This window comes from Shewanella sp. MSW, from assembly GCF_007636515.1.
Lineage (GTDB): Bacteria > Pseudomonadota > Gammaproteobacteria > Enterobacterales > Shewanellaceae > Shewanella > Shewanella indica.
This window is the reverse complement of sequence record NZ_LVDR01000018.1, coordinates 16773-41030: the sequence shown is the minus strand read 5'-3', so window position 1 is coordinate 41030 and position 24258 is coordinate 16773. Positions and strand designations below refer to the sequence as shown.

At 53.3% G+C, this 24258-nt stretch carries 21 protein-coding genes; 10 read left to right on the top strand and 11 right to left on the bottom strand.

The genetic code is table 11. The annotated features are described in order from the left end of the window. Position 1 precedes the first annotated feature (1 nt). Both AYI96_RS16840 and AYI96_RS16835 read left to right on the top strand, forming a co-directional pair. The gene (locus AYI96_RS16840) at positions 2-3055 is read left to right on the top strand and encodes an efflux RND transporter permease subunit (RefSeq protein WP_144362037.1); all 3054 of its coding nucleotides are present in this window, start codon (positions 2-4) and stop codon (positions 3053-3055) included. Further along, positions 3052-3357 (top strand): DUF3240 family protein, encoded by a 306-nt coding sequence (locus AYI96_RS16835; protein ID WP_025009174.1) that lies wholly within the window; start codon positions 3052-3054, stop codon positions 3355-3357. Before AYI96_RS16840 ends, AYI96_RS16835 begins: the two co-directional genes overlap by 4 nt. Here AYI96_RS16835 and AYI96_RS16830 read toward each other — a convergent pair. From AYI96_RS16830 to AYI96_RS16795, 8 genes are all read right to left on the bottom strand, one after another. Next, positions 3348-3965, bottom strand: coding sequence for a paraquat-inducible protein A (locus tag AYI96_RS16830; protein WP_071476325.1), 618 nt, complete (start codon positions 3963-3965; stop codon positions 3348-3350). The genes AYI96_RS16835 and AYI96_RS16830 overlap by 10 nt on opposite strands. 75 nt (positions 3966-4040) lie before the next feature. Beyond that, on the bottom strand, positions 4041-5222 hold the full coding sequence (locus AYI96_RS16825) for an HD-GYP domain-containing protein (RefSeq protein ID WP_144362036.1): 1182 nt from the start codon (positions 5220-5222) through the stop codon (positions 4041-4043). A 160-nt stretch (positions 5223-5382) separates the two neighbouring features. Continuing rightward, on the bottom strand, positions 5383-5598 hold the full coding sequence (locus AYI96_RS16820; protein ID WP_039034601.1) for a hypothetical protein: 216 nt from the start codon (positions 5596-5598) through the stop codon (positions 5383-5385). Next, the gene (locus tag AYI96_RS16815; RefSeq protein ID WP_039034600.1) at positions 5599-6330 is read right to left on the bottom strand and encodes a DNA-binding protein; all 732 of its coding nucleotides are present in this window, start codon (positions 6328-6330) and stop codon (positions 5599-5601) included. Positions 6331-6343: 13 nt separating this feature from the next. Beyond that, positions 6344-6898 carry a hypothetical protein gene (locus AYI96_RS16810; protein ID WP_039034599.1) on the bottom strand — a complete coding sequence of 185 codons (555 nt, stop codon included), beginning with the start codon at positions 6896-6898 and terminating at the stop codon, positions 6344-6346. Further along, positions 6885-7568, bottom strand: a complete 684-nt coding sequence (locus AYI96_RS16805; RefSeq protein WP_143078389.1) for an energy-coupling factor transporter transmembrane component T — start codon at positions 7566-7568, stop codon at positions 6885-6887. Before AYI96_RS16805 ends, AYI96_RS16810 begins: the two co-directional genes overlap by 14 nt. After that, the gene (locus AYI96_RS16800; RefSeq protein WP_071476323.1) at positions 7558-8907 is read right to left on the bottom strand and encodes an ATP-binding cassette domain-containing protein; all 1350 of its coding nucleotides are present in this window, start codon (positions 8905-8907) and stop codon (positions 7558-7560) included. Before AYI96_RS16800 ends, AYI96_RS16805 begins: the two co-directional genes overlap by 11 nt. 2 nt (positions 8908-8909) lie before the next feature. Next, positions 8910-11099 (bottom strand): TonB-dependent receptor plug domain-containing protein, encoded by a 2190-nt coding sequence (locus tag AYI96_RS16795; protein ID WP_144362035.1) that lies wholly within the window; start codon positions 11097-11099, stop codon positions 8910-8912. 350 nt (positions 11100-11449) lie between these two features. Here AYI96_RS16795 and AYI96_RS16790 point away from each other — a divergent pair, with 350 nt between their 5' ends. Beyond that, positions 11450-12808, top strand: coding sequence for an isochorismate synthase MenF (locus AYI96_RS16790; protein ID WP_039034596.1), 1359 nt, complete (start codon positions 11450-11452; stop codon positions 12806-12808). Here AYI96_RS16790 and AYI96_RS16785 read toward each other — a convergent pair. Then, positions 12805-13551, bottom strand: coding sequence for a substrate-binding periplasmic protein (locus tag AYI96_RS16785; RefSeq protein WP_144362034.1), 747 nt, complete (start codon positions 13549-13551; stop codon positions 12805-12807). The two genes, AYI96_RS16790 and AYI96_RS16785, sit on opposite strands and share 4 nt — an antisense overlap. A gap of 237 nt (positions 13552-13788) precedes the next feature. Between AYI96_RS16785 and AYI96_RS16780 the strand changes: the two genes are divergently transcribed. Next, complete coding sequence (locus AYI96_RS16780; protein WP_039034594.1) at positions 13789-14448, top strand: 7-cyano-7-deazaguanine/7-aminomethyl-7-deazaguanine transporter; 660 nt, start codon at positions 13789-13791, stop codon at positions 14446-14448. Positions 14449-14532: 84 nt separating this feature from the next. Then, positions 14533-14997, top strand: coding sequence for a GNAT family N-acetyltransferase (locus AYI96_RS16775; protein ID WP_308428155.1), 465 nt, complete (start codon positions 14533-14535; stop codon positions 14995-14997). A gap of 156 nt (positions 14998-15153) precedes the next feature. Here AYI96_RS16775 and AYI96_RS16770 read toward each other — a convergent pair whose 3' ends face one another. Together AYI96_RS16770 and AYI96_RS16765 are read right to left on the bottom strand one after the other, a co-directional pair. Then, positions 15154-15891, bottom strand: a complete 738-nt coding sequence (locus AYI96_RS16770; protein ID WP_039034592.1) for a TorF family putative porin — start codon at positions 15889-15891, stop codon at positions 15154-15156. Positions 15892-16030: 139 nt separating this feature from the next. Next, positions 16031-16978 carry a LysR family transcriptional regulator gene (locus AYI96_RS16765; protein ID WP_039034591.1) on the bottom strand — a complete coding sequence of 316 codons (948 nt, stop codon included), beginning with the start codon at positions 16976-16978 and terminating at the stop codon, positions 16031-16033. Positions 16979-17446: 468 nt separating this feature from the next. Here AYI96_RS16765 and AYI96_RS16760 point away from each other — a divergent pair, with 468 nt between their 5' ends. The 5 genes from AYI96_RS16760 (at position 17447) to pbpG (ending at position 24230) form a co-directional block, all read left to right on the top strand. After that, complete coding sequence (locus AYI96_RS16760) at positions 17447-18589, top strand: efflux RND transporter periplasmic adaptor subunit (protein WP_039034590.1); 1143 nt, start codon at positions 17447-17449, stop codon at positions 18587-18589. 13 nt (positions 18590-18602) lie between these two features. Then, positions 18603-21734 (top strand): efflux RND transporter permease subunit, encoded by a 3132-nt coding sequence (locus tag AYI96_RS16755; RefSeq protein ID WP_039034589.1) that lies wholly within the window; start codon positions 18603-18605, stop codon positions 21732-21734. 239 nt (positions 21735-21973) lie between these two features. After that, entirely contained in the window at positions 21974-22654 is a 681-nt protein-coding gene (mtnC, locus tag AYI96_RS16750; RefSeq protein ID WP_039034588.1) for an acireductone synthase, read from the top strand. Positions 22655-22827: 173 nt separating this feature from the next. After that, positions 22828-23253 carry an acyl-CoA thioesterase gene (locus AYI96_RS16745; protein WP_039034587.1) on the top strand — a complete coding sequence of 142 codons (426 nt, stop codon included), beginning with the start codon at positions 22828-22830 and terminating at the stop codon, positions 23251-23253. A gap of 98 nt (positions 23254-23351) precedes the next feature. Then, positions 23352-24230 carry a D-alanyl-D-alanine endopeptidase gene (gene pbpG / locus AYI96_RS16740; RefSeq protein WP_260853019.1) on the top strand — a complete coding sequence of 293 codons (879 nt, stop codon included), beginning with the start codon at positions 23352-23354 and terminating at the stop codon, positions 24228-24230. The last annotated feature ends 28 nt before the right edge of the window (positions 24231-24258 follow it).

Here is a 24258-nt window from a genome sequence, read left to right as displayed (position 1 = left end):
CATGCTCAGTGCCATTATCCGTTTCTCCCTGACTCAAAGGCTGTTTACCCTGATAACAGCGCTGCTGCTCTGTGGTGCCGGCGCCTATTCCTGGTTGGGGCTGCCGCTGGACGCCTTCCCGGATATCTCGCCGACCCAGGTGAAAATCATCCTCAAGGCTCCCGGCATGACAGCCGAAGAGATAGAAGCCCAGGTGACAGTACCTGTTGAGACTGAGCTACTGGGGATCCCCAAGCAGGCGATACTGCGTTCCACCAGCAAGTATGCAATTACCGATATCACCCTGGACTTCAACGAAGGCACAGATATTTACTGGGCCAGACAACAGGTGAGTGAACGCTTGGCGGCGGTATGGGACAAGTTGCCCGCCGATCTGGAAGGCGGCGTTGCCCCCATGAGCACCCCGCTCAGTGAAATCTTTATGTTTTCGCTGGAGAATCCCTCGCTGTCGCTACTGGAGCGCCGTCAGTTGCTGGAATGGGAAGTCAGGCCGCTGCTGCGTACCGTGCCCGGAGTCGCCGATGTCAACATTCTCGGCGGTTTTGCCAAGACACTGCAGATCACCCCGGATCCCGTCGCTCTGGCTCAGGCCGGTATCAGCCAGGAAGAGTTAATAGCCCGTATTGAGAGCAACAACAGCAACACGGGTGCCGGACGCATCACGCTCGGGACAGATAACCTGACGGTTCGCACCGAAGGGCGCATCGACTCGCTGGAGGCCCTGCAACAACTGGTGATTGCCACCAATCAGGGCGGCAGCTATCGCCTGCAAGACCTTGCAAAAGTCGAAATAGGTCATCTCAGCCGCTACGGTGCAGTGACCCGTAATGGTGAAGAAACCACAGAGGCCTTGATCGTCGGCCTCAAGGATGCCAATACCGATCAGGTCATCAAACTGGTACGGGAAAAGCTGGCCCAGATAGAAAAAACTCTGCCTCCCGGCAGCCAGCTGAATGTGTTCTACGACAGGGCCAACCTGATAGATACAGCCATAGGCACCATTTCAGATGCCCTGTTTCAGGCCGTGGTATTGGTTATTCTGCTGCTAGCGCTGTTTCTCGGCAATTTGCGCGCTGCATTGGTGGTATCACTGTCGCTGCCGCTGGCGGCGCTGGCCACCTTTATGCTGATGCGTTACTTCAATCTGTCGGCCAACCTGATGAGCCTCGGCGGCCTGGTGATCGCCATCGGCATGTTGGTGGACTCCTCCGTGGTGGTGGTGGAGAACATGGTCAACCAGATTGCCGGCGGCAAACGCCTGCCCAGGCTGCACCTCATCTACCGCGCCACCAAAGATGTGGCCGTGCCTGTGGTGTCCGGCACCCTGATAGTGATCATAGTCTTCTCACCGCTGCTGACCCTCAGCGGCCTCGAAGGCAAACTGTTCACCCCAGTGGCTATCACCATAGTGTTTGCCATGCTGTCGGCACTGGCACTGTCGCTGACGGTGATCCCTGTGCTGGCCTCCTATCTGGTCAATGAAAAAGCGGCCAACGAACCCAAGGCCATTGGCTGGCTCAAGGCCCGCTACCTGCTCAGTCTGCAGTGGGTGTTACTGCACGGTAAGGCTTTTTGCGCCACGGCACTGGTGGCACTGGTACTGAGCCTGGGGCTGTTTACTCAGGTGGGTAAAACCTTTATGCCGACCCTGGATGAGGGTGACATTATTCTGCAGTTGGAGAAGTCCCCGTCGATTTCGCTGCAGGCCTCGCTGGCACTGGATACTCAGATAGAGCAGCACCTGCTGACCACTGTACCCGAGATACGCCAGTTGGTCGCCCGCACCGGCGCCGATGAGCTGGGGCTGGATCCCATGGGGCTGAATGAAACAGATGTATTCATGGAACTTAAACCCGTGGAGGAGTGGCGCTTTGCCAGCAAGGAGGAGCTTATTGATGCCATACGCACCGAAGTGCTCAAGTTTCCGGGGATCAATTTCAACTTCACCCAACCTATCCAGATGCGGGTCTCCGAGATGCTTACCGGTAGCATAGGCGATGTGGCGATTAAAATTTTCGGTGAAGATCTTGAGACGCTTTCAAGATTGGCCAGCGAGACAGCACACCTGACCAGCGCCACTCGCGGCAGCCAGGATGTCAAAACCGCCATGACCGAAGGCAGCCCCTTTATCAACCTCCGTCTCAAGGAGGGTTTGGCCCGCAGTTACAACATGAGTGCCGATGAGTTTGGCCGATATCTCAAGAGCCAACTGGAAGGCCTGGCCATAACCGAGATAATCCAGGGCAAGAAGCGAACTCCCGTGCTGATCGCCCAGGCAGCAGATGGTATCAACAGCCTGCCGCAACTGGAGCAAAGGCTATTGGTGATGCCGGATGCCAGCCTCAGGCCCCTTGGTGAACTGGCGCAAATAAGCTATCGCGAAGGGCCGATACTGATTGAACGCGAGCAAGGCAACCGCTTTGCCGTGGTCACCACCAATGTCAGCGGCCGCGATATCGTCGGCTTTGTTGAAGAACTACAGGGCAAGCTGGCCGCTGAGCTGTCTCTGCCCAGCGGTTACAGCCTGAATTTCGGTGGCGAATTCGAGAACCAGCAACGGGCGACCCGTAACCTGCTGTTGGTGGTGCCCGTGGCGCTGATGCTGATCAACCTGATCCTGTTCACCACCTTCGGCAATATCTCCAAAGCCTTGCTGATCCTGGCCAACGTCCCCTTTGCCATGATGGGCGGTATCTTCAGCCTGTTTATCTCGGGCGAATACCTGTCGGTGCCGGCCTCAGTGGGCTTTATCGCCCTGCTGGGGGTAGCCGTGCTCAACGGCGTGGTGATGGTCAGTTACTATGAACAGTCGCGGCATCTGTTTGCCAGCCTCTGTGAGCGGGTCGAACAAGGTGCCGCCCGCCGACTGCGGCCGATTCTGATGACGGCCACCACCGCCATGTTCGGCCTGATCCCGCTGGCCTTTGCCACCGGGCCCGGCGCCGAAATTCAAAGGCCGCTGGCAATCGTGGTCATAGGCGGGCTGATCACCTCCACTATCACCACCCTCTATTTGTTGCCGCTGCTGTATCAAACCCTGGAGAAACGCCAATGAAACAACTCTTGGTGCTGATAGTGCAGCACAATCTAAAAGACGATGTGGTCGACACCCTGATGTCGCTGGACTACCTCTCCGGCTTCAGCCTGATCAATATCTGTGGCTTCAGCCGCGAGCACAGCCACTTCAATCTCAAGGAACAGGTGGAAGGTTATCGGGAATTCTACAAGTTTGAGGTGATGCACCCGCAAGAGTCACAGCAGGCGCTGCTGCAAACCCTGGCGGAGGTCTGCCGCCACAACCCCTGCCGCTATTGGATAGTACCGATAGCGACAGACGGCGTGCTGGGTCAGGACTGACGGGATTTAAGCCAATACTGGCCGGCAATAGCCAACAGGCAATAACCGAGGAAGAACCAAAAGCCCGACTCCAGGCTGGCGTGGGTGTGAACCAAATCGCCCATGCCGGCCGAGGCGTTGCCGGCCATATAAGTGATAATAAGTGCCACCACAAATACGTCGGCCATGGACCATTTGGCGATGGCAGCGGTAATACTGTCGATGATCTGCCGCACCTTACTGGACAGCGGCGCCTGAGCCAGCAGCATCAGCCCCAGCTTGCAGGCCGGCACTATCACGGAAAACAGCATCACCAGCGCCGCCACCAGGGTATTGCCGTGTTGATGCAGCTCGGTCACTGTGCCCCAGATACTGCGGGTCTTGTTGAACACCTCCATTTCACCTTGAAGGTTGTTAAGCCCCAACATACCGCTAATCATCGCCAGCATTCCCCTGGCACTGTCGCGCCCGGAACCATCACTGACGGCTTCGGCAATCATGTCCAACCCGGCTTCGGTCAGCTCGGCCTTTTCTACCGTGCCGCTGACAGTCAAAATAGGTTGAGTCACCCCGGGGATCAGCAAGGCCAGCGACAATAATAGGGTCATGATAGGTAAAATTCGGCGCATCGGGGTCACTCCACAAACTCAACAAAAAGGCCCACCACTCGGCGGGCCCATCAGTTTACCCAGTTTACCGCCAGATCAATAGAAGGGCTTGGGGTCGACATCCAAAGAGCTGGGCGATACACCTCTGTCTATGTTGAGATCCGACTTTTGCAGATCCACCATGGTCACATCGGTATATCGCTTAAACTTCAATGAATAGAAGCATTTGACTATGGGGTGCAACACATCCCTGTCTTTGGATTCCCAGACTATGCCCACCCGGCCATCGGACAGTTGCACCAATGAACCGACCGGGTAGACACCGATACAACGAATAAACTCATACACCAGGCTCTCATCCAGATGAAAGGGCGTCAGACTGAGCAGAATTTTAAAGGCAGCTGCCGGGCTCATCGCCTCTTTATAGCAGCGGGTGGCGGTAAGGGCATCATAGATATCCACGATACAGCTCATACGCCCATGCAGCGGCAATGCATCTCCAGTCAGGCCCCGTGGGTAACCACGACCATCGAGTTTTTCATGGTGCATCAGGCACACATCCTTGCTCACTTGAGACAAGCCCTTGGCCTGTTCCATGATCTCGATGGCGTAGACTTGGTGCAGCTTCATGTGCTCAAACTCTTCCGGCGTCAGCTTGCCCGGCTTGTGCAGTATCTTGTTATCCACCTTGATCTTGCCGATATCGTGGAGAATACCGCCGATCGCCAGCTGCCTGAGCATCTCGCGATCCAGCTTGAGATATTTACCAAAGGTGATCAGCAGGAAGGCAACATTGACCGAATGTTCCAGTAAGTAGGCATCTTTGGATCTCAGCGCCGATATGCACTTCATCGCATCAGAGTCGAGCATCACCGACTCGATCATATTGTCTGCCAATGCCGCAAACGGCTCGACTTCTATCGCCTTGCCTTCGAAGGTTTCACTGAGGACTTTACGCACCAAGCCCTTGGCTTCTGTCAGTAGCTGTTTGGCCTGACCTCTTGCCAATTCAGGATTAACCGAGGTTTTACGAGTATGGTTATCGCAAACGGGGCGCTGTTTTTTCAGGCCGCAGTTGTCGCTGGAACGCTCAACATCAACCCAGACAAAACGGATGCCGCTGTTGCTGAGTTGAGTGATCGCCTGACGGCTCCTGATCTGGCCGGCATTGGCGACAGCTAACCGGCCATTGTTCTCAATGGCCGACACATACATGCCTATCCCCAATCGGGTAACGGGCAACTTCAACAGGGCTGCTGTCGGAACCGCATCAGTCATTCTTTCACTCCGGCAAATGCTTCTGTCCTCATCCGAACAACGTTTGTCAGGGGTTAACGACTCTCCAACAAATGTCACTCGGCTTTGCCGTATTCTAGAAGCCAAATCCGGAAATGCCTATGCACCTAAGGGGGTAAAGTTTGCCTTTATGATGCCAATCTCACTCAGGTATAGGGCCAAGACACTGAAAACCTTCACTCAACCAACGGCGATACTGACAGTTGTAACAGGAGCGGGTTATATCGTCTATCTGCTCGTCTTCGTCGTCTTCGGCAAAACAAGCACATTGGATGGCTACCTCGCGGGCAGCCTGCAGATTGCTGTTGCCACCGAGAAACAAACGTTTACCCTGCTTGAGTTCAAACCATTGCTGCATTCAGAACTCCTTCAGTTCCTGTTTACCGGCATTGTGCCACTCGGCGCCACGTTTGCTGACCAGGAGGGCAAACTTGTGTTCGGCCCACACGGCTTTAACCTTGCCGCTAAGCCAGACAGAGTCGGTTTCCTGCAACCATTCACCTGTGGTAGTCAATACGCCATCCAGCTCAGAGCGCTTTAGTATGTCGGCAACGCCAAAAGGCGCGGCTTCATCTGTCTGACCCAATTTCAGTTGGCCTTTCACCCGGCCATCATTACCTGTAAGCCTGAGCCCAAGGCCCGCCAGAGCGCCGATAACGCCCTGCCCTGTGCCGCCGTGCTCGCTGAGACTGATACCCAAGTGTTTAGCCAAGCCGTAGGCTTGTTCCTTGGTCTTGACCTCTTGCTTGGCCTCACGGCCAAAAGCCATCAGCACGTCCTGACCGCTGAAATCGGCCAGAGACAAGAGCGCCAACCCAGGGTCGGCCGCGCTGGCAGACTCCCTGAGCAAATGAGCTATAGCCAACTCACGGATCGCCTCTAAGGTAAGCTCACCGCGATAACCAAAGCACATGGCACTATTGTGGGAAGTGTAAGGAATATCCGGATGCACATAGAGCTGATGCCGGGTCACCAGGGAGGTTTGCCCGCCTTGCTGGGTCAACAATTCAGCTATCTCGGCAGCTATCTCGCCGGTGCCTTTGGTGCCAATATCATCGGTATCATCTATACAAATCAGCCAATCTTTCATCAATAAACCTTAATCAATCTGTCTGAATATCTTTGTGGAGAAGATCGTGGGCCTTGAGGCGTCTCAAGACAGGGGGCACCAGCAGCGCCCCGACTATGGCAAAGGCACCACCTTGTAAACACTTGAGACCAAAACGTACCAAGGCCACCTGCTCACTCATGCCCACCAGCAGATCCTCTACCAGACCTTTTGCGGCCCAGGCGATACAACCCACCAATGCCAGGGCGATGAAACGCCAGCGCAAATTAAACGCATTGGCCAACAGTAGAAGCGCCAGATCCATGGACACCGCCGGGATCAGGAATTTGAGCAGAATAAGCGGGCCGCCTTTGCCAACGCCCAAGGTCATGGCGACCACTCCGGCCAAGGCGCCGCAAGCAGTCATCGCCCCCATACGTCCGACAATGCCGTAACAGGTGAGATAGAAGAAGCTCATCAGCAGCATAGAATGTCCCGACAAGCCAAGTTTCAATCTGAGCATGCTCTTGACCGCCACCAATAAGGTGGCACAAAAGCCGATAAAGAGCGCATCCTGCAGTTGAAATCCTTTGACGTTATTTGTTGCCATGTTCGCTCCGGTTGTCCCGCCAATGGGTCGGCTTGGAAGTGTGACCAAAGTGGCGGCTCTTGGCGGCAAGCGCCATCTGTTTGGCCAACTTAAGCAGTTGGATCAAGAGGGGAAACAGCACACAGTAAGCCAGTTCCGGCCAATTGCGCGGATTGAGCAGTTGCTTGGGAGCAATGCGCGCCCCCCGCAGCCGCTGCAGTTGATAGATCTCGGCGATCTCCTGGGTCATAAAGGGCAACAACCCAATAGAAGCTGCCACCACAAAGGCCCATTTGCTCGGCATGACCAAGCATAACACCTCACCGATACGCTCCGGGCGCACTGTCACCGACAGCCACCATCCCGGCAGCAAAGCCAGAGTAATGCGGGCCACAGCCAAAGTACCTTGTCCCAACTGCTCGCCGCCGTGCATCAATGCATACAGCCCCAAAGTAAAACCGAGCTGCAACAAGACAAAGCGTATCACCCCACCTATGGCGCCGCGCTGCAGCATGCCATGAGCCACCAATATCAGATTGATAGCCGCCAACCAGGGAAGCTGCGCCTGAGGCAAAATAAAGGCCGCCGACGACAGACTCAGCACCAGCAGTAAAGCCGCGGCACTGCCCCACAAACCTAAATCCAGCCCCTTCGGAGAAGTACGGCCGTGGCGCTGCCCCTTAACCCACACAGGCAACCTCCTCTGGGGAAAACGCTATTTCCAGTTGACCTTGCTGCAACTGCCACAACTGACTACAAGGTAAATTTTGCAAGGGTCTGTGGCTGGCTATCACTATACTGCCTCCCTGTTCACGCAGATAATTGAGTATCTGCCAAAGCTGCCCCAAATGTTTGCCATCCAACCCTGCCAAGGGGTCATCCAGCAGCATCAAGCTGGGAGTCAAACAAGCGATAGAAGCCAGGGCAATCAAGTGCTGCTGACCATAGGAAAGTGTGTGTGGAGAACTGTGGGCCAGATGCAACAAATCGAGTTGCTCAAGCAAACTCTCCGCCCGAGACAACGGCAAGTCGAAGCGACGCAGGCTGAACTGCATCTCCTCAATCACTGTGGCCTCAAATAACTGACGGTTGGGACGCTGCATCAGAAGGCCCAGCATGGGGCCGTAGATCCCTGGCTTGGGTTTACGGCCAAAGACCCTTAGCGGCAATGACGCCACCGCGGGTTGAATTCCGGCTATCGCCTTCAGCAGGCTACTCTTGCCCGAACCATTATTCCCCACCAGTGTGACCAATTCTCCAGCGCCCAAAGACAGGCCCTGCTGACACACAAACAGGGGCGAATGCCCCTGGTAACGAAATTCAAATGAAGTGGCACTGACCAGCTCCCGGCTTCGGTCCGGCTCCAGTCGCTGCATATGACTACCGGATTCAGCCCGGTAACAACCTGGTAATAGCCGCCCTTGGTGCAAGTACCAGAAGTGCTCAACAACCGAAGCAAAAGCCAGGGGATTATGCTCCACCAGCACGACGGCCATACCTTCAGCCCGCAGATTACGGATCACTGCCAGCAATTCATCGACACCGGCATCATCCAGTTGCGCCCAAGGTTCATCCAACAGCAGAACCGCCGGTTCACTCACCAACTGGGCGGCAATCATCAAGCGATATTTCTGTCCGAGAGACAACTTGCTGACTTGGGTTTCCAGCGAGACAAACAAGCCCACCCGGCGCAATGCATGCTGCACTCTGGAGATCATCTGGCCGCTGGGCACACCGAGGTTTTCCAAGGCAAAGGCCACCTCGGCACCGACTGTTTGACGCAATATTTGCACTTGGGGATCTTGCATCACCAGGCCCACCAACAACCCCTGACGACGGAAAATACCGCCTTCACAGGGACGCCGTTGCAGCCCGGCAAGCAAAGCCAGCAAACTGGATTTACCCGAACCCGTGGGGCCACTGATGCAGTGGCAGGATCCGGATTCTATTTTCAGATCCAGATCCCTCAATATCAAAGGCTGCAAACAACCATGATTGAAATTGATCCCTTCGAGTTCGAGTAAGCGCATTATCAGATCTGCCAGTTAATCCCAACAAAGACTTGTCTACCGGCCTGAGGCAGAGAATCACTCTGATAGTAGTTCTCGTCCAGCAGGTTGGTGGCTCGTAAATAGAGCTCTAGATTATCTTTAAGCAAAGGTTGTACCAGATTGATGTCCACCAGGGTGTAATCATCCAAGGACTTCTCCTGCCAAACCTTTTGACCGCCGATCTTCTCCTGATCGTAGTAGTTCTGATCCATAATGCGTTCTACGTTCAGGTGGATACGAGTCTCGGTCGGCAGCTTGTAGCCCAACTGGAAGCGCAGTTGATGCTTGGGACGATAGTCCAGACCATCAAAACCTGTGCTGCTGTCTCTGTCTTCGGCGTGCAGATAGCTGTAGCTCAAGCTCAGATCCAGATTCTCTATACTGTTGTTGGACAGCACGGTATCCAAACCCTGGAAGCGATAGTTGCCTATGTTCTGATACATACCACTGGCATCTTTGGCAATATAATCATCAGCATCAGTGTGATAGAGGTATAACTGCAGCTCGGTATTCATACCCAGCCCCTGCTCCAACCCCAACTCAACATGCTTGGAGATTTCCGTTTCCAGTTCCTGATTGCCTGAAGACAGGGAATAAAGGTTACGCATTGAGGGGAAGCGTACCTTACGAGCCGCACTCAGGCTCAAACGGGTCTCATCGGCCGCTTGCCAGAAACCTGAGGCCAGCGCCGAGTAATCGTTCTCGTTGCCTTCGGTCTTGTCCATGTCGTGGTATGCACCACCCAGAGTAAAGCCCCAATCACCGTCGGACTGGAACTGATACTCAGCCGCTGCGGTATAAACCCAGGCCGAATCATCGAAAGACTCACCGCTGCCACCACCTGAGCCATTACCGCCACCGGAACCGCTGCCACCACCTGAGCCAGTACCGCCACCGGAACCGCTGCCACCACCTGAGCCAGTACCGCCGCCGGAACCACTGCCGCCGCCGGAACCACTGCCGCCGCCGGAACCACTGCCGCCGCCGGAACCACTGCCACCACCAGTTCCACTGCCGCCGCCTGAGCCCTTGGTTGCTGCAATCTTACTGCTGCCGGACTTCTTGGAGGAGCCAAAGCTTTCAGCTACCGCTTCCCAGCTCTGTTTTTCAGCAATCACTGAGGTGGTCAGGATACCCGCGGTGTCGAAGTCGGAGATCAACTGCAGATTTGCGCCCTGCACTTTGGAAGTGCCATCCTGAGCTTGAGTCAGCTCGGCGTAGCTGTGATCGCCGTACACGGTTTCATAGGTATCACTCTGGTTGTGATAACCAAAGCCACGGAAAGTGAAAGTATCATTGAACTTATGTGCCAGACCCAACTGGAAAGTCTGTGAATCATAGTCATCGACCCGCTCAAACTTCACCCGGCCACTGCCACTGCCATCTCTTGGGGGCTTGCCCCACTCACCGGAACGCAGCGCCATATTGGCAATGAGTTGAGTGTTGTCGCTGAGCCAATAGCTGCCTTGGGCATACAGATTGGACAGTTCTTTGTCTGCATTGTTGCGCTGATATTTATCTTGATACTCAGTGGTTTGATAGTCAGAAGACATAGGGAAACCATCTGTGTGCTGATAACTGGCACTGATGAGTCCCTGCCAGTTATCGCCAGAACCGGCGGCACTGATATCGCCCTTGAAGGTGTCATCCTTGGCCAATTCCAGGTTGCCGGATACTGCCGGAGCACTGTCGCCACGCTTAGTGATGATGTTGATAACACCGCCGGCGCCGCCTGGGCCATAGAGAACCGAGGTTGGACCAACGGAGACTTCAACTCTGGCAATCTGGCTGGTTGGGATCACGCTGGGATCAAACTGACCATCATCGGCACTATTGGCCGGTACACCATTGATCAACAGAGTGACATGGCGGGTCTTGAAACCACGGATATCCACCCTAGGCGTACCATCACCGCCGTAACGCACGTAAACGCCGGGAACATTCTTCAGCACCTCATCCAGGCTCTGGGCCCCCAGAGCTTTGATTTCTTCTTCAGAAATGCTCCAGTTGGTGGTGGCAACTTCGGTGGCGTTGGCACGCTCACCGTGCACTACAATCACGTCCATCGCGTTATTGACCAGAGGGTCACGTTCAATAGAGGTCGCATTGGCCTGCATGGCACAGCCCAGCGCCAGTGCGAGGGCAGAGAGTTTTACCGGAATATGGGACATAAGGCTCTTCTGTCGTTTCTGATAGGGATTATCCGGGCTATTCTGGCGCCGCCCAAAAAAGCTACAAGCTCAGTGACGGTAAAAACCAATACAGATCGACAAATTAATACAAAGGGAGTAGATAACAGAGTCGACTACGGACAGATTGTCCCAGCAAGACAATTTGCCGAGCAAAAATGTCCACTTACATCACATTAACCTAAGCTGATTAATGGGATCATGCTATACGTCACACCGGCCCCTTCGATGGCTTGACACTAGAGGTGTGGAACTTTAGTTTGTGTTAAAGATACTGATAGCCGGACGCTTTCTGCTTCCGGATCCCTTTGTTCGGATGTTCGGAGCTCCCCTTGTCTGCACTTACCCTGTCTCAGGCCATTTCGTCACTCCAAGACAAGCTGTGTCAATTGACCAAGCCGACACCAGCAGAACCTATTGTCCAACTGGCCGCCGAGGTACAGGCGATCCCACTGATCTCCTGGCTGGCTTCCCAGCCCAGTTACCCAAGAATTTATTGGCAAGGAAGGGACCGACTCGAGGAGGTAGCCGCCATTGGCAGTTGCCTGGATTTCCGCTTCGAAGATGAAGTCACAGACGAGGCTCTGGCCGAAGTCTATGAGACACAGCGGGCCTACTCCAGTAATCAGGAGATCCGTTACTACGGCGGGGTCGCCTTCGATCGCGAAATCGCCTCCTGGCCCGAGTTTGGCCGCGCCAGATTCCTGCTACCCCGAATTGAGTTGAGACGCAGTTCAGATCATTTCCGTCTCTTGGTCAATCTGAACCTGGGTCAAGCAGACCAGCAGCAAGAGATAGCTCAAGCACAAGCCGCACTGGATGCGCTTGTGCCGGCCCGGCCCATGACGCCGCCGACCAAGACCGAACAGCTGTCACGCAATGACAGGCCCGATTATCCGCGCTGGAAAGCCTTGGTGGAACAGGTTACCGCCCCCAGATTCAATCAGGACACGCCCAAAGTAGTGCTGTCGCGCCTGACCCAGCTGCAAGTGAAAGACACGCCGGATCCCTGGCAAGTATTGGCAAGTTGGCAGGGACGTAACCCCAACAGTTTTCAGTTCGGTTTCGAATTCAGTCCCGAGCGCAGCTTTATCTCCTGCTCACCCGAACGCCTCTATCGCCGTCAACAACAGGAGCTGTATACCGAAGCGCTGGCAGGCACTACAGTTCGCGGCCTGAGCCCGGAAGAAGATGAACGCCTGGCGCAGCAGCTATTGGATGACAACAAGAATAGTCATGAAAATCAGCTGGTCAGAGAGCATATTGTCAAGGCGTTGACCCCGCTGAGCCGCTATGTCGGTGCCGATGAGACACCCACTATCTTCAAACTCAACCATATTCAACATCTGCACAGATCGATTCGCGCCGAACTGCGTCACGGAGTAAAAGATTTTCAACTGCTGCAGGCCTTGCACCCAACCCCGGCCGTCGGTGGTTTACCGCGGGAATCTGCCATCAGTTTTCTGCGCCAGCGGGAAGGCTATATGCGCGGTTGGTATGCCGGAGCCTGTGGTTATCTGAATAAATATGAGAGTGAATTTGCGGTAGCCATCCGCTGCGCCCTACTGGAACCCGGCTGTATCAACCTGTTTGCCGGTGCCGGCATAGTTGCCGGCTCTGATCCGGCAGCCGAGTGGCAGGAGCTGGAAAACAAACTCGCCACCATAATGTCGATTTTGCTGGATTTTTAGGGTGATGGCTGCTCCTGTATCTTCAGTTGCAGCTGCTCCAGGCTCTGCTGTTTTATCTCTGCCAATTCCCCGGAACGTTCCAACTGCTCAAAGCCTTGGTCGAACAAGGCCTTCAACTCGAGCCCTTTAGGATTATTGGCGAAGGCAAAATAAACATCTGCCCGCAGCACATCTTCGATAAGAACCAGTCTTCTTGGCTGTTCTAACTGCGCCAACAGTGGCTGCATGTCGGGTTTATAATCGAGCACGGCGTCGATTTTGCCTTCATTCACCTTACGCAGCATCTCCAGCAGGCTGCTGTTTTCCTGATAGAGCATGGGTACCTGGGTCAGGGTAAAAAAGCGATAGGCGATCAAAGCCTGAACCTTTCTATGGGCCAAAGACACCATGCCCTGCCATACACTGGCCAACTCAGGGGTTACTGCGGCATCTATCACCTCGGTTTCTACTTTGTGAGCACTGAAAATCCCCTTGGAGATATCCCCCAAATAAAGTCCCAACACCATGTCCACCTGTTCACGCTCCAGCATGTAGAGGGAGCGGGGAAAGGGAACAAACTGGATTTCCAGTTGCCATTCCGGCTTGGGAAAGACCCTTCGTAACAGTTCAAAATAATAGCCTTCACCATTGGTTTCGGTATAACCGCCCCAACTGGCGGTAGCTATCTGGATCTTGGTCGGTTCGGCAATGGCCGGCCAGACAAACGTCAATAAGGCCAGCAGCAGGCAGCAGATTCGATTCATTTAACTCTCCTGTCTTCCCTTTCAGTGTAGAGTAGCTTTAAGGAAGGTGCGAGCAAGCCCCATGCCTGCCCTGCATAGACTTAAACGCCCAAATACAGAAACTTCCTTAGATAGGTTGGACATTTTTTACACTTCCCTCTTGTCAGCCGGATTATGGGCTCTATAATGTGCGCCCTTTCGGTCGAACCGAAGATGCGGGTTCCCTCACCCCGCCCAGCCAACTAAAAAGGTCACAATATGTTAATGTTAACCAGCGCGCAGCTCAAACGCGCACTGATCCTCTTGGTCAGTTTTCACATCCTGATTATCAGTGCCAGTAACTATCTGGTACAGCTTCCGTTTCAGCTATTCGGCTTCCATACAACCTGGGGCGCCTTCAGCTTTCCTTTTGTCTATCTGGCAACCGATCTAACGGTACGGATATTCGGCCAAGCTGCCGCCCGGCAGATCATCTTCAAGGCCATGCTGCCGGCCTTGTTAATCTCCTATGCCATGGGCGTATTGTTTCATCAAGGTAACTTTCAGGGGCTAAGTGCCCTGTCGGACTTCAATACCTTTATATTCCGTATCGCCTTTGCCAGTTTCGCCGCCTATCTGGTGGGCCAGCTGATGGATATCGCAGTATTTGCCCGAATTCGCCGCCAGTGTGCCTGGTGGGTCGCTCCGGCAGCCTCAACCCTGGTAGGCAACCTGGTGGATACTCTGGTGTTCTTCAGTATCGCCTTCTTCGCCTCCAGCGACCCCTTTATGGCCGCCAACTGGCCGGAAATTGCCGCCGTGGATTACAGCTTTAAACTGTTGGTTAGTCTGGGGCTGTTCCTGCCCGCTTATGGTGTGCTGCTGCGGGTACTACAGGACAAGATCTTGCAGACAGAAAACCAGCAGCAATTCTCCTGATGCATTCAACTGGCCAGACCTGTTATAATTTTGGCCAGTTTTTATCCCGCAATCTGTGACACGTTGCGGCCCGTTGAGAGAATAATGATGTACTCCATTGAAATCAAAGCTATTACTGAAATAGACCAGCAACAGATCGACGAGATCATGGCCTTGAGTGCTCAGATCCCCGAGTTTGATTCCAGCTACCAACAGCAAGAGTTCGAACGTCGGCTGACAGGCAATGCCTGTTTGTTGTTGTTGGCCTTTGTGGAAGGTGAATTGGCGGGATTCAAGCTGGGTTATGCTCTGGACGAGCAGTGTTTTTACAGTTGGTTAGGCGGAGTATTACCTGATTATCGCAGCCTGGGGCTGGCGCGCAGCATGCTGGAAGCGCAGGAGCGTTGGGCCACTCAAGCCGGTTACAAGCAGATCCAGGTCAAGACCCGCAATCAGTTCCGTTCTATGCTGAATATGCTGATCAGCCATAAGTATCAGGTGGTGGACTTCCGCGCCGAGCCTGGACATATTGCCGACAACCGTCTCTATCTTGAAAAGAGCATGTTCTAAGGAAGTCTTGCAAAGGACTTGGGCCATTTGCTGCAAACCACGCCTTGCCTCCAAGCCTGTTAGCCGACGCAGAACATAGATGGGGCTTGTTCGCACCTTACCTAAAAAAAGAGCACGCCAAATGGCGTACTCACAAAGACTGCAGGGAAGCAGTTCTTAAAACGCTTTGCTGATACCTATCACTAACCTGTCATCGAAGATCTCAGTCTGGGTACCATAAACCTTGTGATCTGATTCAACCGTACTGCCGTGGTAGCGCAGATCCAGGTTGAAACCATAGAACTCCTTACTGACCCCCAGATTCCAATGTCCCCATCCTTCGGCACCATTGCCGCTCAGGTCTTGATAACCGACAGAACCGGAAACCTTGATACCATTCTCGAAACTATAACTTGGGTGCAGCGCATAGTTGACTCCGTGCCAACCATCGACACCGAACCAGTCATCCACAGTCGGCGTCACTTCCAGTTGCAGATGGGCCCGACCGAAAGACTTGCCGAGTTTCAGCCACAGCTCTGTGTAGTTGGAGTAGGACGCGCCTGGATAGAGATAAGAGAACAACATGACATCATAGGTGAAACCTGAATCACCCAACTCACCACTCTTGCCGATGAAAGGCGCAGTGACTATCTCAAGATTGGGGTCGGCAAACTTGATGTTCGAGGCAAATACCCCGGCGTACCAACCGGCATCATGGTTCCAGCTGAATGTGCCCTGGACTACAGGCACATCGCCATCCAGGGTTTCCGATTCGCCACGGAACACATAGTCAGAGGCAAAGGTCAGATTGCCGGCAAAACTGCCACCGGCGAAACGGGGAGCTTCGTCTGCCAGCACCATTGAACTGCTGCACAGCAGCAAACTTGATAAAAACAGCTTATGAGTTGGGTTCATCTTTATCCACCAGAGCATGATTATTGTTAGCCCGGATAGTAAGAAGAAGTTATGAACAGGGTTATCTAGGTTAATGAACCGTGAAGGAATAAATGTGAACAATTATGAATGACTGCGACGGAGCCGCAGTCATGGCGACTTACTCGAAGCCTTCTGGACGCTTCACATACTCGGGGATCTCCAGCAACATGTTACCCCAGTAACCGAACAAGGCCTGATAGATAAAATCTATAAAAATTATGTATTTACGAGGCAAGTAGGCCCGTTTTGGATAAGACAGCAACAAGGTGTTGTGTTCCATGGGAAAGTCTTCCAGCACAGCCACCAACTCTCCCTTTTGCAAGGCCTCATCGGCAATCATCGGCGGCAGACAAGTGATCCCCAAGCCGGCAATGGCCGCTTCCCGGGCTAAAGTGATATTATTGACCTTAAGCTGCACCTCAGGGGTGATCACCTGCCATTCATTACCATCAAAAATCTTCCAGCAACCGTCATTGATAAGCTGGATCCCGCCCTGCTCTATGCCCTTGTGGTGCCAAAGATCATCCGGGGACTGAGGAGTACCATGACGCTTAAGGTAATCAGGGCTTGCCATCAAGGTGGTGCTGGTCTTCACCAGTTGATAATGCTGCAGACGTGAGTCTTCGATGCCGCACAGGTGAAACAGTATGTCTATCCCTTCTTCAACCATATCCACCTTGCGATTAGTCAGCTCAGCTTCTATGGTAATATCCGGGTATGCTTCAAGAAAACGAGCAAATACCGGGCCGAGGAATAACTGCCCCATCTCAATCGGGCAGACTACTCTCAGATTGCCCTTGACCCGCTGTTGATTGGCACTGAGCTGCGCCTCGGCATTTTCCAGATCCACCAAAATCTTGGTGATCTTGTTGTAATACTCAGCGCCGGCCTCGGTTAACCTCAATGCCCTGGTGGTTCTGAACAGTAGCTGAACACCGGTCGCCTTTTCCAACTCTGCGACTTTGCGACTGACGGTAGTCTTGGTTAGCCCCAACGCCTTGGCCGCGCCGGTAAAGCTGCCTTGTTCAACAACTTGAGCAAATATTTGTACCCTGTTTAGATCCATTTATTGTTGCACCTGTGGGACAGTGGGTTTATTTCTATATGACTAATCAAATTATCGTGACAGTAGTAGAATACTCGCCTCGCGGTGGAGGATCCAGCATGGTGCAGAGAAATTTCTGCAGTTTAGCCTTGGGTCACCCAACCATAAAACGCTTGCAGCAGTTGGGAAAGCTGTCTTTGCCTCCAAGACAAAACAGAATATCTCCCATACAGGCAAAAACGAGATTTGGATACATAAGTTGTTGAATTCATAAATCTCACAACTAAATGTAAATAAATGGCAATAGTGTCGTTTATTGATTAAAAAATTTTCATTCATTTACACTTTTCGCTTATCCTGTAGCTTGTTGATACAGGATGCTTGTGCGATAAATATGGGTTCGAAAATTTTGCTGGCGAACTGCGCCAGGAAGCCTGTCGTACGAGACATTTTCCCTTCCCGGCAAGCAGATACTGATTAGGAGTTATCATGCGGCATGTATTAAAAGTTGCCTCAGTTGTAAGTATGGCGTTATGGGTGACGGCCTGTGGGTCGGAAGCTGAAAAAGCCACAAGCAATCAGGCGGCCCCCGCTATGGAAGTCAGTGTCCTGGAAGTCAAGTCGGCTCCGCAGGCACTGCAAGTGCAACTGCCTGGGCGCAGCATAGCTTTCCTTGAAGCCGAAGTTCGGCCTCAGGTCAACGGCATCATTCTGAAACGCAGCTTTACCGAAGGCGGCGATGTGAAACAGGGTGAGTCACTGTATCAAATTGACCCTTCCACCTATAAGGCATCTCTACAGAGCGCCAAGGCGGATCTGGCCCGCGCCGAAGCGTCTCTGGCATCGGCCAAGGCAACTCAGGCCCGTTATCAGGAACTGGTCAAAACCAAATACATAAGTAAAGAAGAGTACGATAAGGCAGATGCTTCCTATAAAGAAGCACTGGCAGCGGTGGAAGTGGCCAAGGCGGCCATCAATACCGCGACCATTAACGTCAACTATACCGAAGTACAGGCGCCTATCTCAGGTCGTATCGGTAAATCCAGCGTCACGGCCGGTGCTCTGGTGACCGCCAACCAGCCTCAGCCACTGGCGACCATCCAACAACTGGATCCCATTAATGTGGATATAGTGCAGTCCAGTACCCAGATGCTGCGTCTCAAGAGCATGTTGAAGGCCGGTAAACTGCAGGCTTCCGATGATGCCGAAGTGACTCTGCTACTGGAAGATGGCTCTACTTATGATCACAAGGGTCGCTTACAATTTGCCGAAGTCAGTGTCGATCAGAGCACAGGTTCTGTGACGCTGAGAGCCGAGTTCCCTAACCCGGAACATACGCTGCTGCCTGGTATGTATGTGCGCGCCATCCTCAACACAGGTGTCGATCCTCAAGCGATTCTGGTACCGCAAAAAGCCATTACCCGTAGTCCCAAGGGTGAGGCTGTAGCCATGTTGGTGAATGGCGAAAACAAGGTAGAAGCTCGGGTGATCAAGACTGCCGATGTCATCAATCACCAGTGGCGGGTAACAGAAGGACTCAAGCCAGGTGACAAACTGATTGTCGAAGGGCTGCAAAAAATCCGTCCCGGCATGCCTGTGACGGCTAAACCCATGACAGCAAACCAGCAATAACAGGGCGGAAGTTATGGCACGTTTCTTTATCGATCGCCCCATCTTCGCATGGGTGATCGCGATTATTATCATGCTGGCGGGTGTCCTGGCCATTAAGGCCCTGCCGGTTTCCCAGTACCCGGATATTGCGCCACCAACCATTGTGGTCGCTGCCAACTATCCAGGTGCGTCGGCCAAAACTGTTGAAGATTCTGTGACCCAGGTGATTGAACAGCGTATGACAGGTCTCGACCATCTGCGCTATATCAAGTCCACCAGTGACAGCTTCGGTAACGCCGAAATCACTCTGACCTTTAACGCCGAGGCGGATCCCGACATCGCCCAGGTTCAGGTACAGAACAAGCTGCAGGCCGCCATGGCTTTGCTGCCTCAAGAAGTAACGGCTCAAGGTGTAAGGGTTAACAAATCCAGCTCCGGCTTCCTGATGGTAGTCGCCTTTATTTCAGATGACGGCTCCATGACCAAGGCCGACCTCGCCGACTACGTGGGTTCCAACGTTCAGGATCCCATGAGTCGTGTACCCGGTGTAGGTGAAACCACCCTGTTCGGCGCCCAGTACTCAATGCGTATCTGGGTCGACCCACTGAAGCTGACTAACTACAACCTAACCACTCTGGATGTAATCGCTGCGATTAAAGAACAGAATGCTCAGGTTTCTGCCGGTCAGTTGGGTGGTGCCCCTGCGGTCCAAGGCCAGGAGTTGAATGCGACTATCTCGGCTCAGAGCCGTCTGCAAACGCCTGAGGAATTCCGCAACATTATCCTCAAGTCGAACCCCTCGGGTGCCAATGTCTATCTGAGTGATGTCGCCAAGGTTGAACTGGGCTCTGAGAGTTATTCCATCGAATCACTCTACAATGGACGCCCTGCCACAGGTCTGGCGATCAAGCTGGCCACTGGTGCCAACGCACTGGATACCGCCGAAGCCGTGCGCGCCAAGGTAGAAGAGATGCGTCCCTTCTTCCCGGCCAGCATGCAGGTGGTGTATCCCTATGACACGACACCCTTCGTAAAGAACTCCATCGAAGGTGTGGTTCATACTCTGCTGGAAGCCGTGGTACTGGTGTTCGTCATCATGTATCTGTTCCTGCAAAACTTCCGTGCCACCTTGATCCCAACGATTGCGGTACCGGTAGTATTGCTGGGTACCTTCGCCATCCTGTCATTCACCGGATTTTCGATTAACACCCTGACCATGTTCGCCATGGTACTGGCCATCGGCCTCTTGGTGGATGATGCCATCGTGGTGGTGGAAAACGTTGAGCGGGTGATGTCCGAAGAGGGGCTCAGCCCCAAGGAAGCAACCAAGAAATCCATGGGCCAGATCACCGGTGCACTGGTGGGTATCGGTCTGACACTGTCAGCAGTGTTTGTACCTATGGCCTTCATGTCCGGCTCTACCGGGGTTATTTACCGTCAGTTCTCCATCACTATCGTATCGGCGATGGCGCTGTCGGTATTGGTGGCCATCATTCTGACTCCGGCACTTTGTGCCACTATGCTTAAGCCACTGAAGAAGGGGCATACCCATGCCGAAACCGGCTTCTTCGGCTGGTTTAACCGTAACTTCGATCGCATGACTGGCAAGTACGAAAGTACTGTTGCTAGCATCATCAAACGTTCAGTACGTATGAGCGCCGTCTATCTGGCACTGGTTGTGGCCGTAGGCTGGATCTTTATCCGCATGCCAACCGCCTTCTTGCCGGACGAAGATCAGGGCATGCTGTTTACCCAGACCATACTGCCAACCAACGCCACTCAAGAAAGTACCATGAAGGTACTGGAAAAGGTCTCGGATCAATTCCTGGCAGACGAAAACGTCAAATCGGTTCTGAGTGTGGCGGGCTTCAGTTTCGCCGGTCAGGGGCAGAACATGGGTATCGCCTTCGTCGGGCTAAAAGACTGGTCTGAACGTACGGCTCCAGGCAGTGATGTTCAGGCGGTTGCCGGCCGCGCCATGGCGGTGTTCAGCCAGATGAAAGAAGCCTTCGTGTTTGCCTTCGTACCACCTGCAGTAATTGAGCTGGGTACGGCCAACGGTTTTGACCTCTTCCTGCAGGACAAGAATGGTCAAGGACACGAAAAACTGGTTCAGGCCCGTAACCAACTGCTGGGCATGGCGGCTCAAAATCCCAACCTGGTGGGTGTACGCCCCAATGGTCAGGAAGATGCGCCCATGTATCAGCTGCATATAGATCATGCCAAGCTGCGGGCACTGAGTGTCAACATAGGTGATGTCAACAACGTGCTTTCTGCCGCTTGGGGTGGCTCCTATGTCAACGACTTCATCGACCGTGGTAGGGTGAAGAAGGTTTATGTTCAGGCCGATGCCAAATACCGGATGCAACCTGAAGATCTGGACTCCTGGTATGTGCGTAACACCCAGGGAGACATGGTGCCCTTCTCAGCCTTTGCCACCGGCAGCTGGGAGTATGGTTCACCGCGTCTGGAACGCTTCAACGGTCTACCGGCAATGAACATCCAGGGGGCAACGGTTCCGGGCTTCAGTACCGGTGAAGCGATGAACATCATGGAAGACATGGTTAACCAGCTGCCACCAGGCTTTGGTATCGAATGGAACGGCCTCTCCTACGAGGAACGTCTGTCAGGCAACCAGGCGCCTGCACTCTACGCGCTGTCTATCCTGGTGGTATTCCTGGTATTGGCGGCTCTGTATGAAAGCTGGTCCGTGCCTTTCGCGGTAATTCTGGTGGTGCCTCTGGGTATTATCGGTGCCCTAATCGCCATGAATGGCCGTGGCCTGCCAAACGACGTTTTCTTCCAGGTGGGTCTGTTGACCACTGTGGGTCTGGCGACCAAGAACGCCATTCTGATCGTGGAGTTCGCCAAGGAATACTATGAGCAGGGCTCCAAACTTGTCGACGCCACCCTGCACGCAGTGCGGGTACGTTTGCGGCCAATTCTAATGACCTCGCTGGCATTCGGTCTCGGGGTTGTACCTCTGGCCGTCAGTACAGGTGTGGGTTCAGGCAGTCAGAATGCCATAGGTACCGGGGTACTGGGTGGTATGATCAGCTCAACCTTCCTGGGTATCTTCTTTATCCCACTCTTCTTCGTGGTGGTAGAGCGCATGTTCAGTAAGCGTGAGCGTGAAGAGCGCAAACTGCGAAAACAGGCCAAATAATTCGCCTGTCGCCTCAAAGCCCGGCTGATATGCCGGGCTTTTTGTTGCCTGTTGCAAACCACTTCTATATGGAGCTTCAAAGACTTAACACCTGTTAGGTTCGCATCCGGCCTTAGGACTTGTCATTCCGCCCAAAATGTAAAATTGGTGGGCAACAAAGGGTTAAAGAAGCTGGTCAAGCGCGCCAATAAAGCTTAGGATCTGCACAGAAAACAGCACTTTTTGGAGTAATTCACCTTATGGGTATCAGAGCCATAGTCGTCGACACCGCCGGCACTACGACAGATCTTAACTTTATTCAGGATGTGCTTTTCCCCTATTCGGCCGAGGCATTGCCGGAGTTTTTAGAACGTTATCAAGATAATATTCTGGTAGAAAACTGTATCAGCGACACCAAAGAGATGGCATTGGAACCTGATGCCGATCTGCCGCGAGTAATAGAAATACTCCAACAATGGGTTGCCGAAGATCGCAAAGCCACTCCGTTGAAGACACTGCAGGGTCTGATCTGGAAACAGGGCTATGCCAAGAACGAGTTCACCGGTCACATCTATCCTGACTTCATTGAAGCCATCAAGGAATACAAGGCTCAGGGACTCAGAGTATACAGCTTCTCTTCCGGCTCAGTGGAAGCCCAGAAGCTACTATTCAGCCACAGTGATGGCGGCGATCTGACCGAACTGTTCAACGGTCATTTTGATACCCGCACCGGCGGCAAACTCGACAAGCAAGCCTACTGCAACATTATTAACACCATAAGTCTGAGCCCGAAGCAGATACTGTTTGTCTCGGACATGTTGGACGAACTCAAGGCCGCTGCCGCTGCCGGGCTGATCACCTGTCAGATGGTACGTGAAGCCGGGCAACGCACAGGTGATTTCCGGCAGGTAAAGAGCTTCGCCGAGCTGAAGATTGACTGATAACCGCCTAAGTTAACTGATGAATCAAGGGGAGCCAATGGCTCCCCTTATTGTTTACAACACCTATTCCTTATCCCGGAAAATCAACACCTGTACGGAATGTTGTTCCCCTCTTGAGACAGAGAGGCGCTGTTGTTATCCTGAGCCAACCAAAATAAAACGGTCGTTTAAATATGGAAGATTTTACTCAGCGTTACCCACAGCACTCGCAAATCCCGGTGGCCTGGGGCGAAATGGATGCCCTGCAACACGTCAACAATGTAGTCTATTTCCGCTACTTTGAGAGCGCCAGAATCGACTTCTTCAACCGCCACTTTCCCTTGGGAGAGATGTACAAACAGGGAATGGGGCCGGTAATAAGCGAAAACCAGGCCAGGTACAAGCGCCCGGTTACCTACCCGGATACCCTGTTGATAGGGGTCAAAATCAGCGATATAGGTGAAGACAGGTTTACCATGCATTACGAGGCGTACAGTAAGGCACAGCGAGCCATTACCACTACAGGTAGCTCTGTCGCCGTCATGTACGATTTCAAGAAAGGCACCAAGGCCAAATTACCGCAGGAATTGCTGGCAGTTCTCAAGGAATACCAAGAATAAAGTTGGTGTTCGAGCGAGTCTCTATTACACTTTTTTCCTATTAATAAACACAATAATAAGAGAAAAGCCCCTCGATGAGACTCTTTCTGCTGCTCTTCATGACTTGCTTTATGTGCTTCCAGGTCAAACCTGCACCCGGAGCCACTTCTTCTCCTGAACAGCAACTGGCCTCGGCCAGCGCTATCTTGGTGGACATGAAAACCGGTGAAATCCTCTATGAGGACAACCCGCAGCAGGTACAACCCATCGCCTCCATCACCAAATTGATGACAGCGCTGGTGACGCTGGATGCCAAGTTGCCGCTCAACGAGCGGATTGCAGTGGATGTCAGCCAAACCCAAGTCATGCAAAATGTGGTATCTCGTATCCGTATCGGCAGCGAGCTAAAACGCAAAGAAGCACTGGCGCTGGCATTGATGTCTTCGGAAAATCGCGCCGCCGCGACCCTGGCGCATCACTATCCCGGCGGCTATCCGGCCTTTATCCAGGCGATGAATGCCAAGGCGGAAGAGTTGGGGATGACAGACAGTCACTTTGTTGAACCAACGGGGCTGTCGGAACAAAATGTCTCCAGCGCCAGGGACTTGGTCAAACTGCTGCAAGAGACTAAAAAGTATCCCTTGATAGGCGAGCTGAGCTCGGCCCCCAATCGCAGCGTCACCTTTCGTAAACCCAGATATAACCTGGCGTTTTACAACACTAATCGGCTGGTGAATAAACCAAACTGGCAAATTTCGCTTTCCAAGACGGGTTATACCGATGACGCCGGCCGCTGTCTGGTGATGCTGACCCAAATGGCCAAGCGGGAAGTCGCCTTTGTGGTGCTGGACGCCTTCGGCAAGCTAAGCCATCTGGCCGATGCCAACCGCTTAAAGAAGTGGCTGGAAACCGGCAAAATCAGTCAGGTTCCCCAAGAAGCTCTGGACTATAAACAACAAAAGCAAACAGAGCGTCAATCATTGCTCTCTGCCCGTTAATATTCAAAACCGCCGGTGACCCCGCGCA

Excerpts from the sequence above, each read along its gene's own strand:
- AYI96_RS16770 (WP_039034592.1), bottom strand. The coding sequence starts at position 15,891 with ATGAACCCAACTCATAAGCTGTTTTTATCAAGTTTGCTGCTGTGCAGC.
- AYI96_RS16765 (WP_039034591.1), bottom strand. The coding sequence starts at position 16,978 with ATGGATCTAAACAGGGTACAAATATTTGCTCAAGTTGTTGAACAAGGC.
- AYI96_RS16780 (WP_039034594.1), top strand. The coding sequence starts at position 13,789 with ATGTTAATGTTAACCAGCGCGCAGCTCAAACGCGCACTGATCCTCTTG.
- AYI96_RS16795 (WP_144362035.1), bottom strand. The coding sequence starts at position 11,099 with ATGTCCCATATTCCGGTAAAACTCTCTGCCCTCGCACTGGCGCTGGGC.
- AYI96_RS16810 (WP_039034599.1), bottom strand. The coding sequence starts at position 6,898 with ATGGCAACAAATAACGTCAAAGGATTTCAACTGCAGGATGCGCTCTTT.
- AYI96_RS16825 (WP_144362036.1), bottom strand. The coding sequence starts at position 5,222 with ATGACTGATGCGGTTCCGACAGCAGCCCTGTTGAAGTTGCCCGTTACC.
- AYI96_RS16785 (WP_144362034.1), bottom strand. The coding sequence starts at position 13,551 with ATGAATCGAATCTGCTGCCTGCTGCTGGCCTTATTGACGTTTGTCTGG.
- AYI96_RS16745 (WP_039034587.1), top strand. The coding sequence starts at position 22,828 with ATGGAAGATTTTACTCAGCGTTACCCACAGCACTCGCAAATCCCGGTG.
- AYI96_RS16835 (WP_025009174.1), top strand. The coding sequence starts at position 3,052 with ATGAAACAACTCTTGGTGCTGATAGTGCAGCACAATCTAAAAGACGAT.
- pbpG (WP_260853019.1), top strand. The coding sequence starts at position 23,352 with ATGACTTGCTTTATGTGCTTCCAGGTCAAACCTGCACCCGGAGCCACT.
- AYI96_RS16760 (WP_039034590.1), top strand. The coding sequence starts at position 17,447 with ATGCGGCATGTATTAAAAGTTGCCTCAGTTGTAAGTATGGCGTTATGG.
- mtnC (WP_039034588.1), top strand. The coding sequence starts at position 21,974 with ATGGGTATCAGAGCCATAGTCGTCGACACCGCCGGCACTACGACAGAT.
- AYI96_RS16800 (WP_071476323.1), bottom strand. The coding sequence starts at position 8,907 with ATGCGCTTACTCGAACTCGAAGGGATCAATTTCAATCATGGTTGTTTG.
- AYI96_RS16755 (WP_039034589.1), top strand. The coding sequence starts at position 18,603 with ATGGCACGTTTCTTTATCGATCGCCCCATCTTCGCATGGGTGATCGCG.
- AYI96_RS16775 (WP_308428155.1), top strand. The coding sequence starts at position 14,533 with ATGATGTACTCCATTGAAATCAAAGCTATTACTGAAATAGACCAGCAA.
- AYI96_RS16820 (WP_039034601.1), bottom strand. The coding sequence starts at position 5,598 with ATGCAGCAATGGTTTGAACTCAAGCAGGGTAAACGTTTGTTTCTCGGT.
- AYI96_RS16815 (WP_039034600.1), bottom strand. The coding sequence starts at position 6,330 with ATGAAAGATTGGCTGATTTGTATAGATGATACCGATGATATTGGCACC.
- AYI96_RS16840 (WP_144362037.1), top strand. The coding sequence starts at position 2 with ATGCTCAGTGCCATTATCCGTTTCTCCCTGACTCAAAGGCTGTTTACC.
- AYI96_RS16830 (WP_071476325.1), bottom strand. The coding sequence starts at position 3,965 with ATGCGCCGAATTTTACCTATCATGACCCTATTATTGTCGCTGGCCTTG.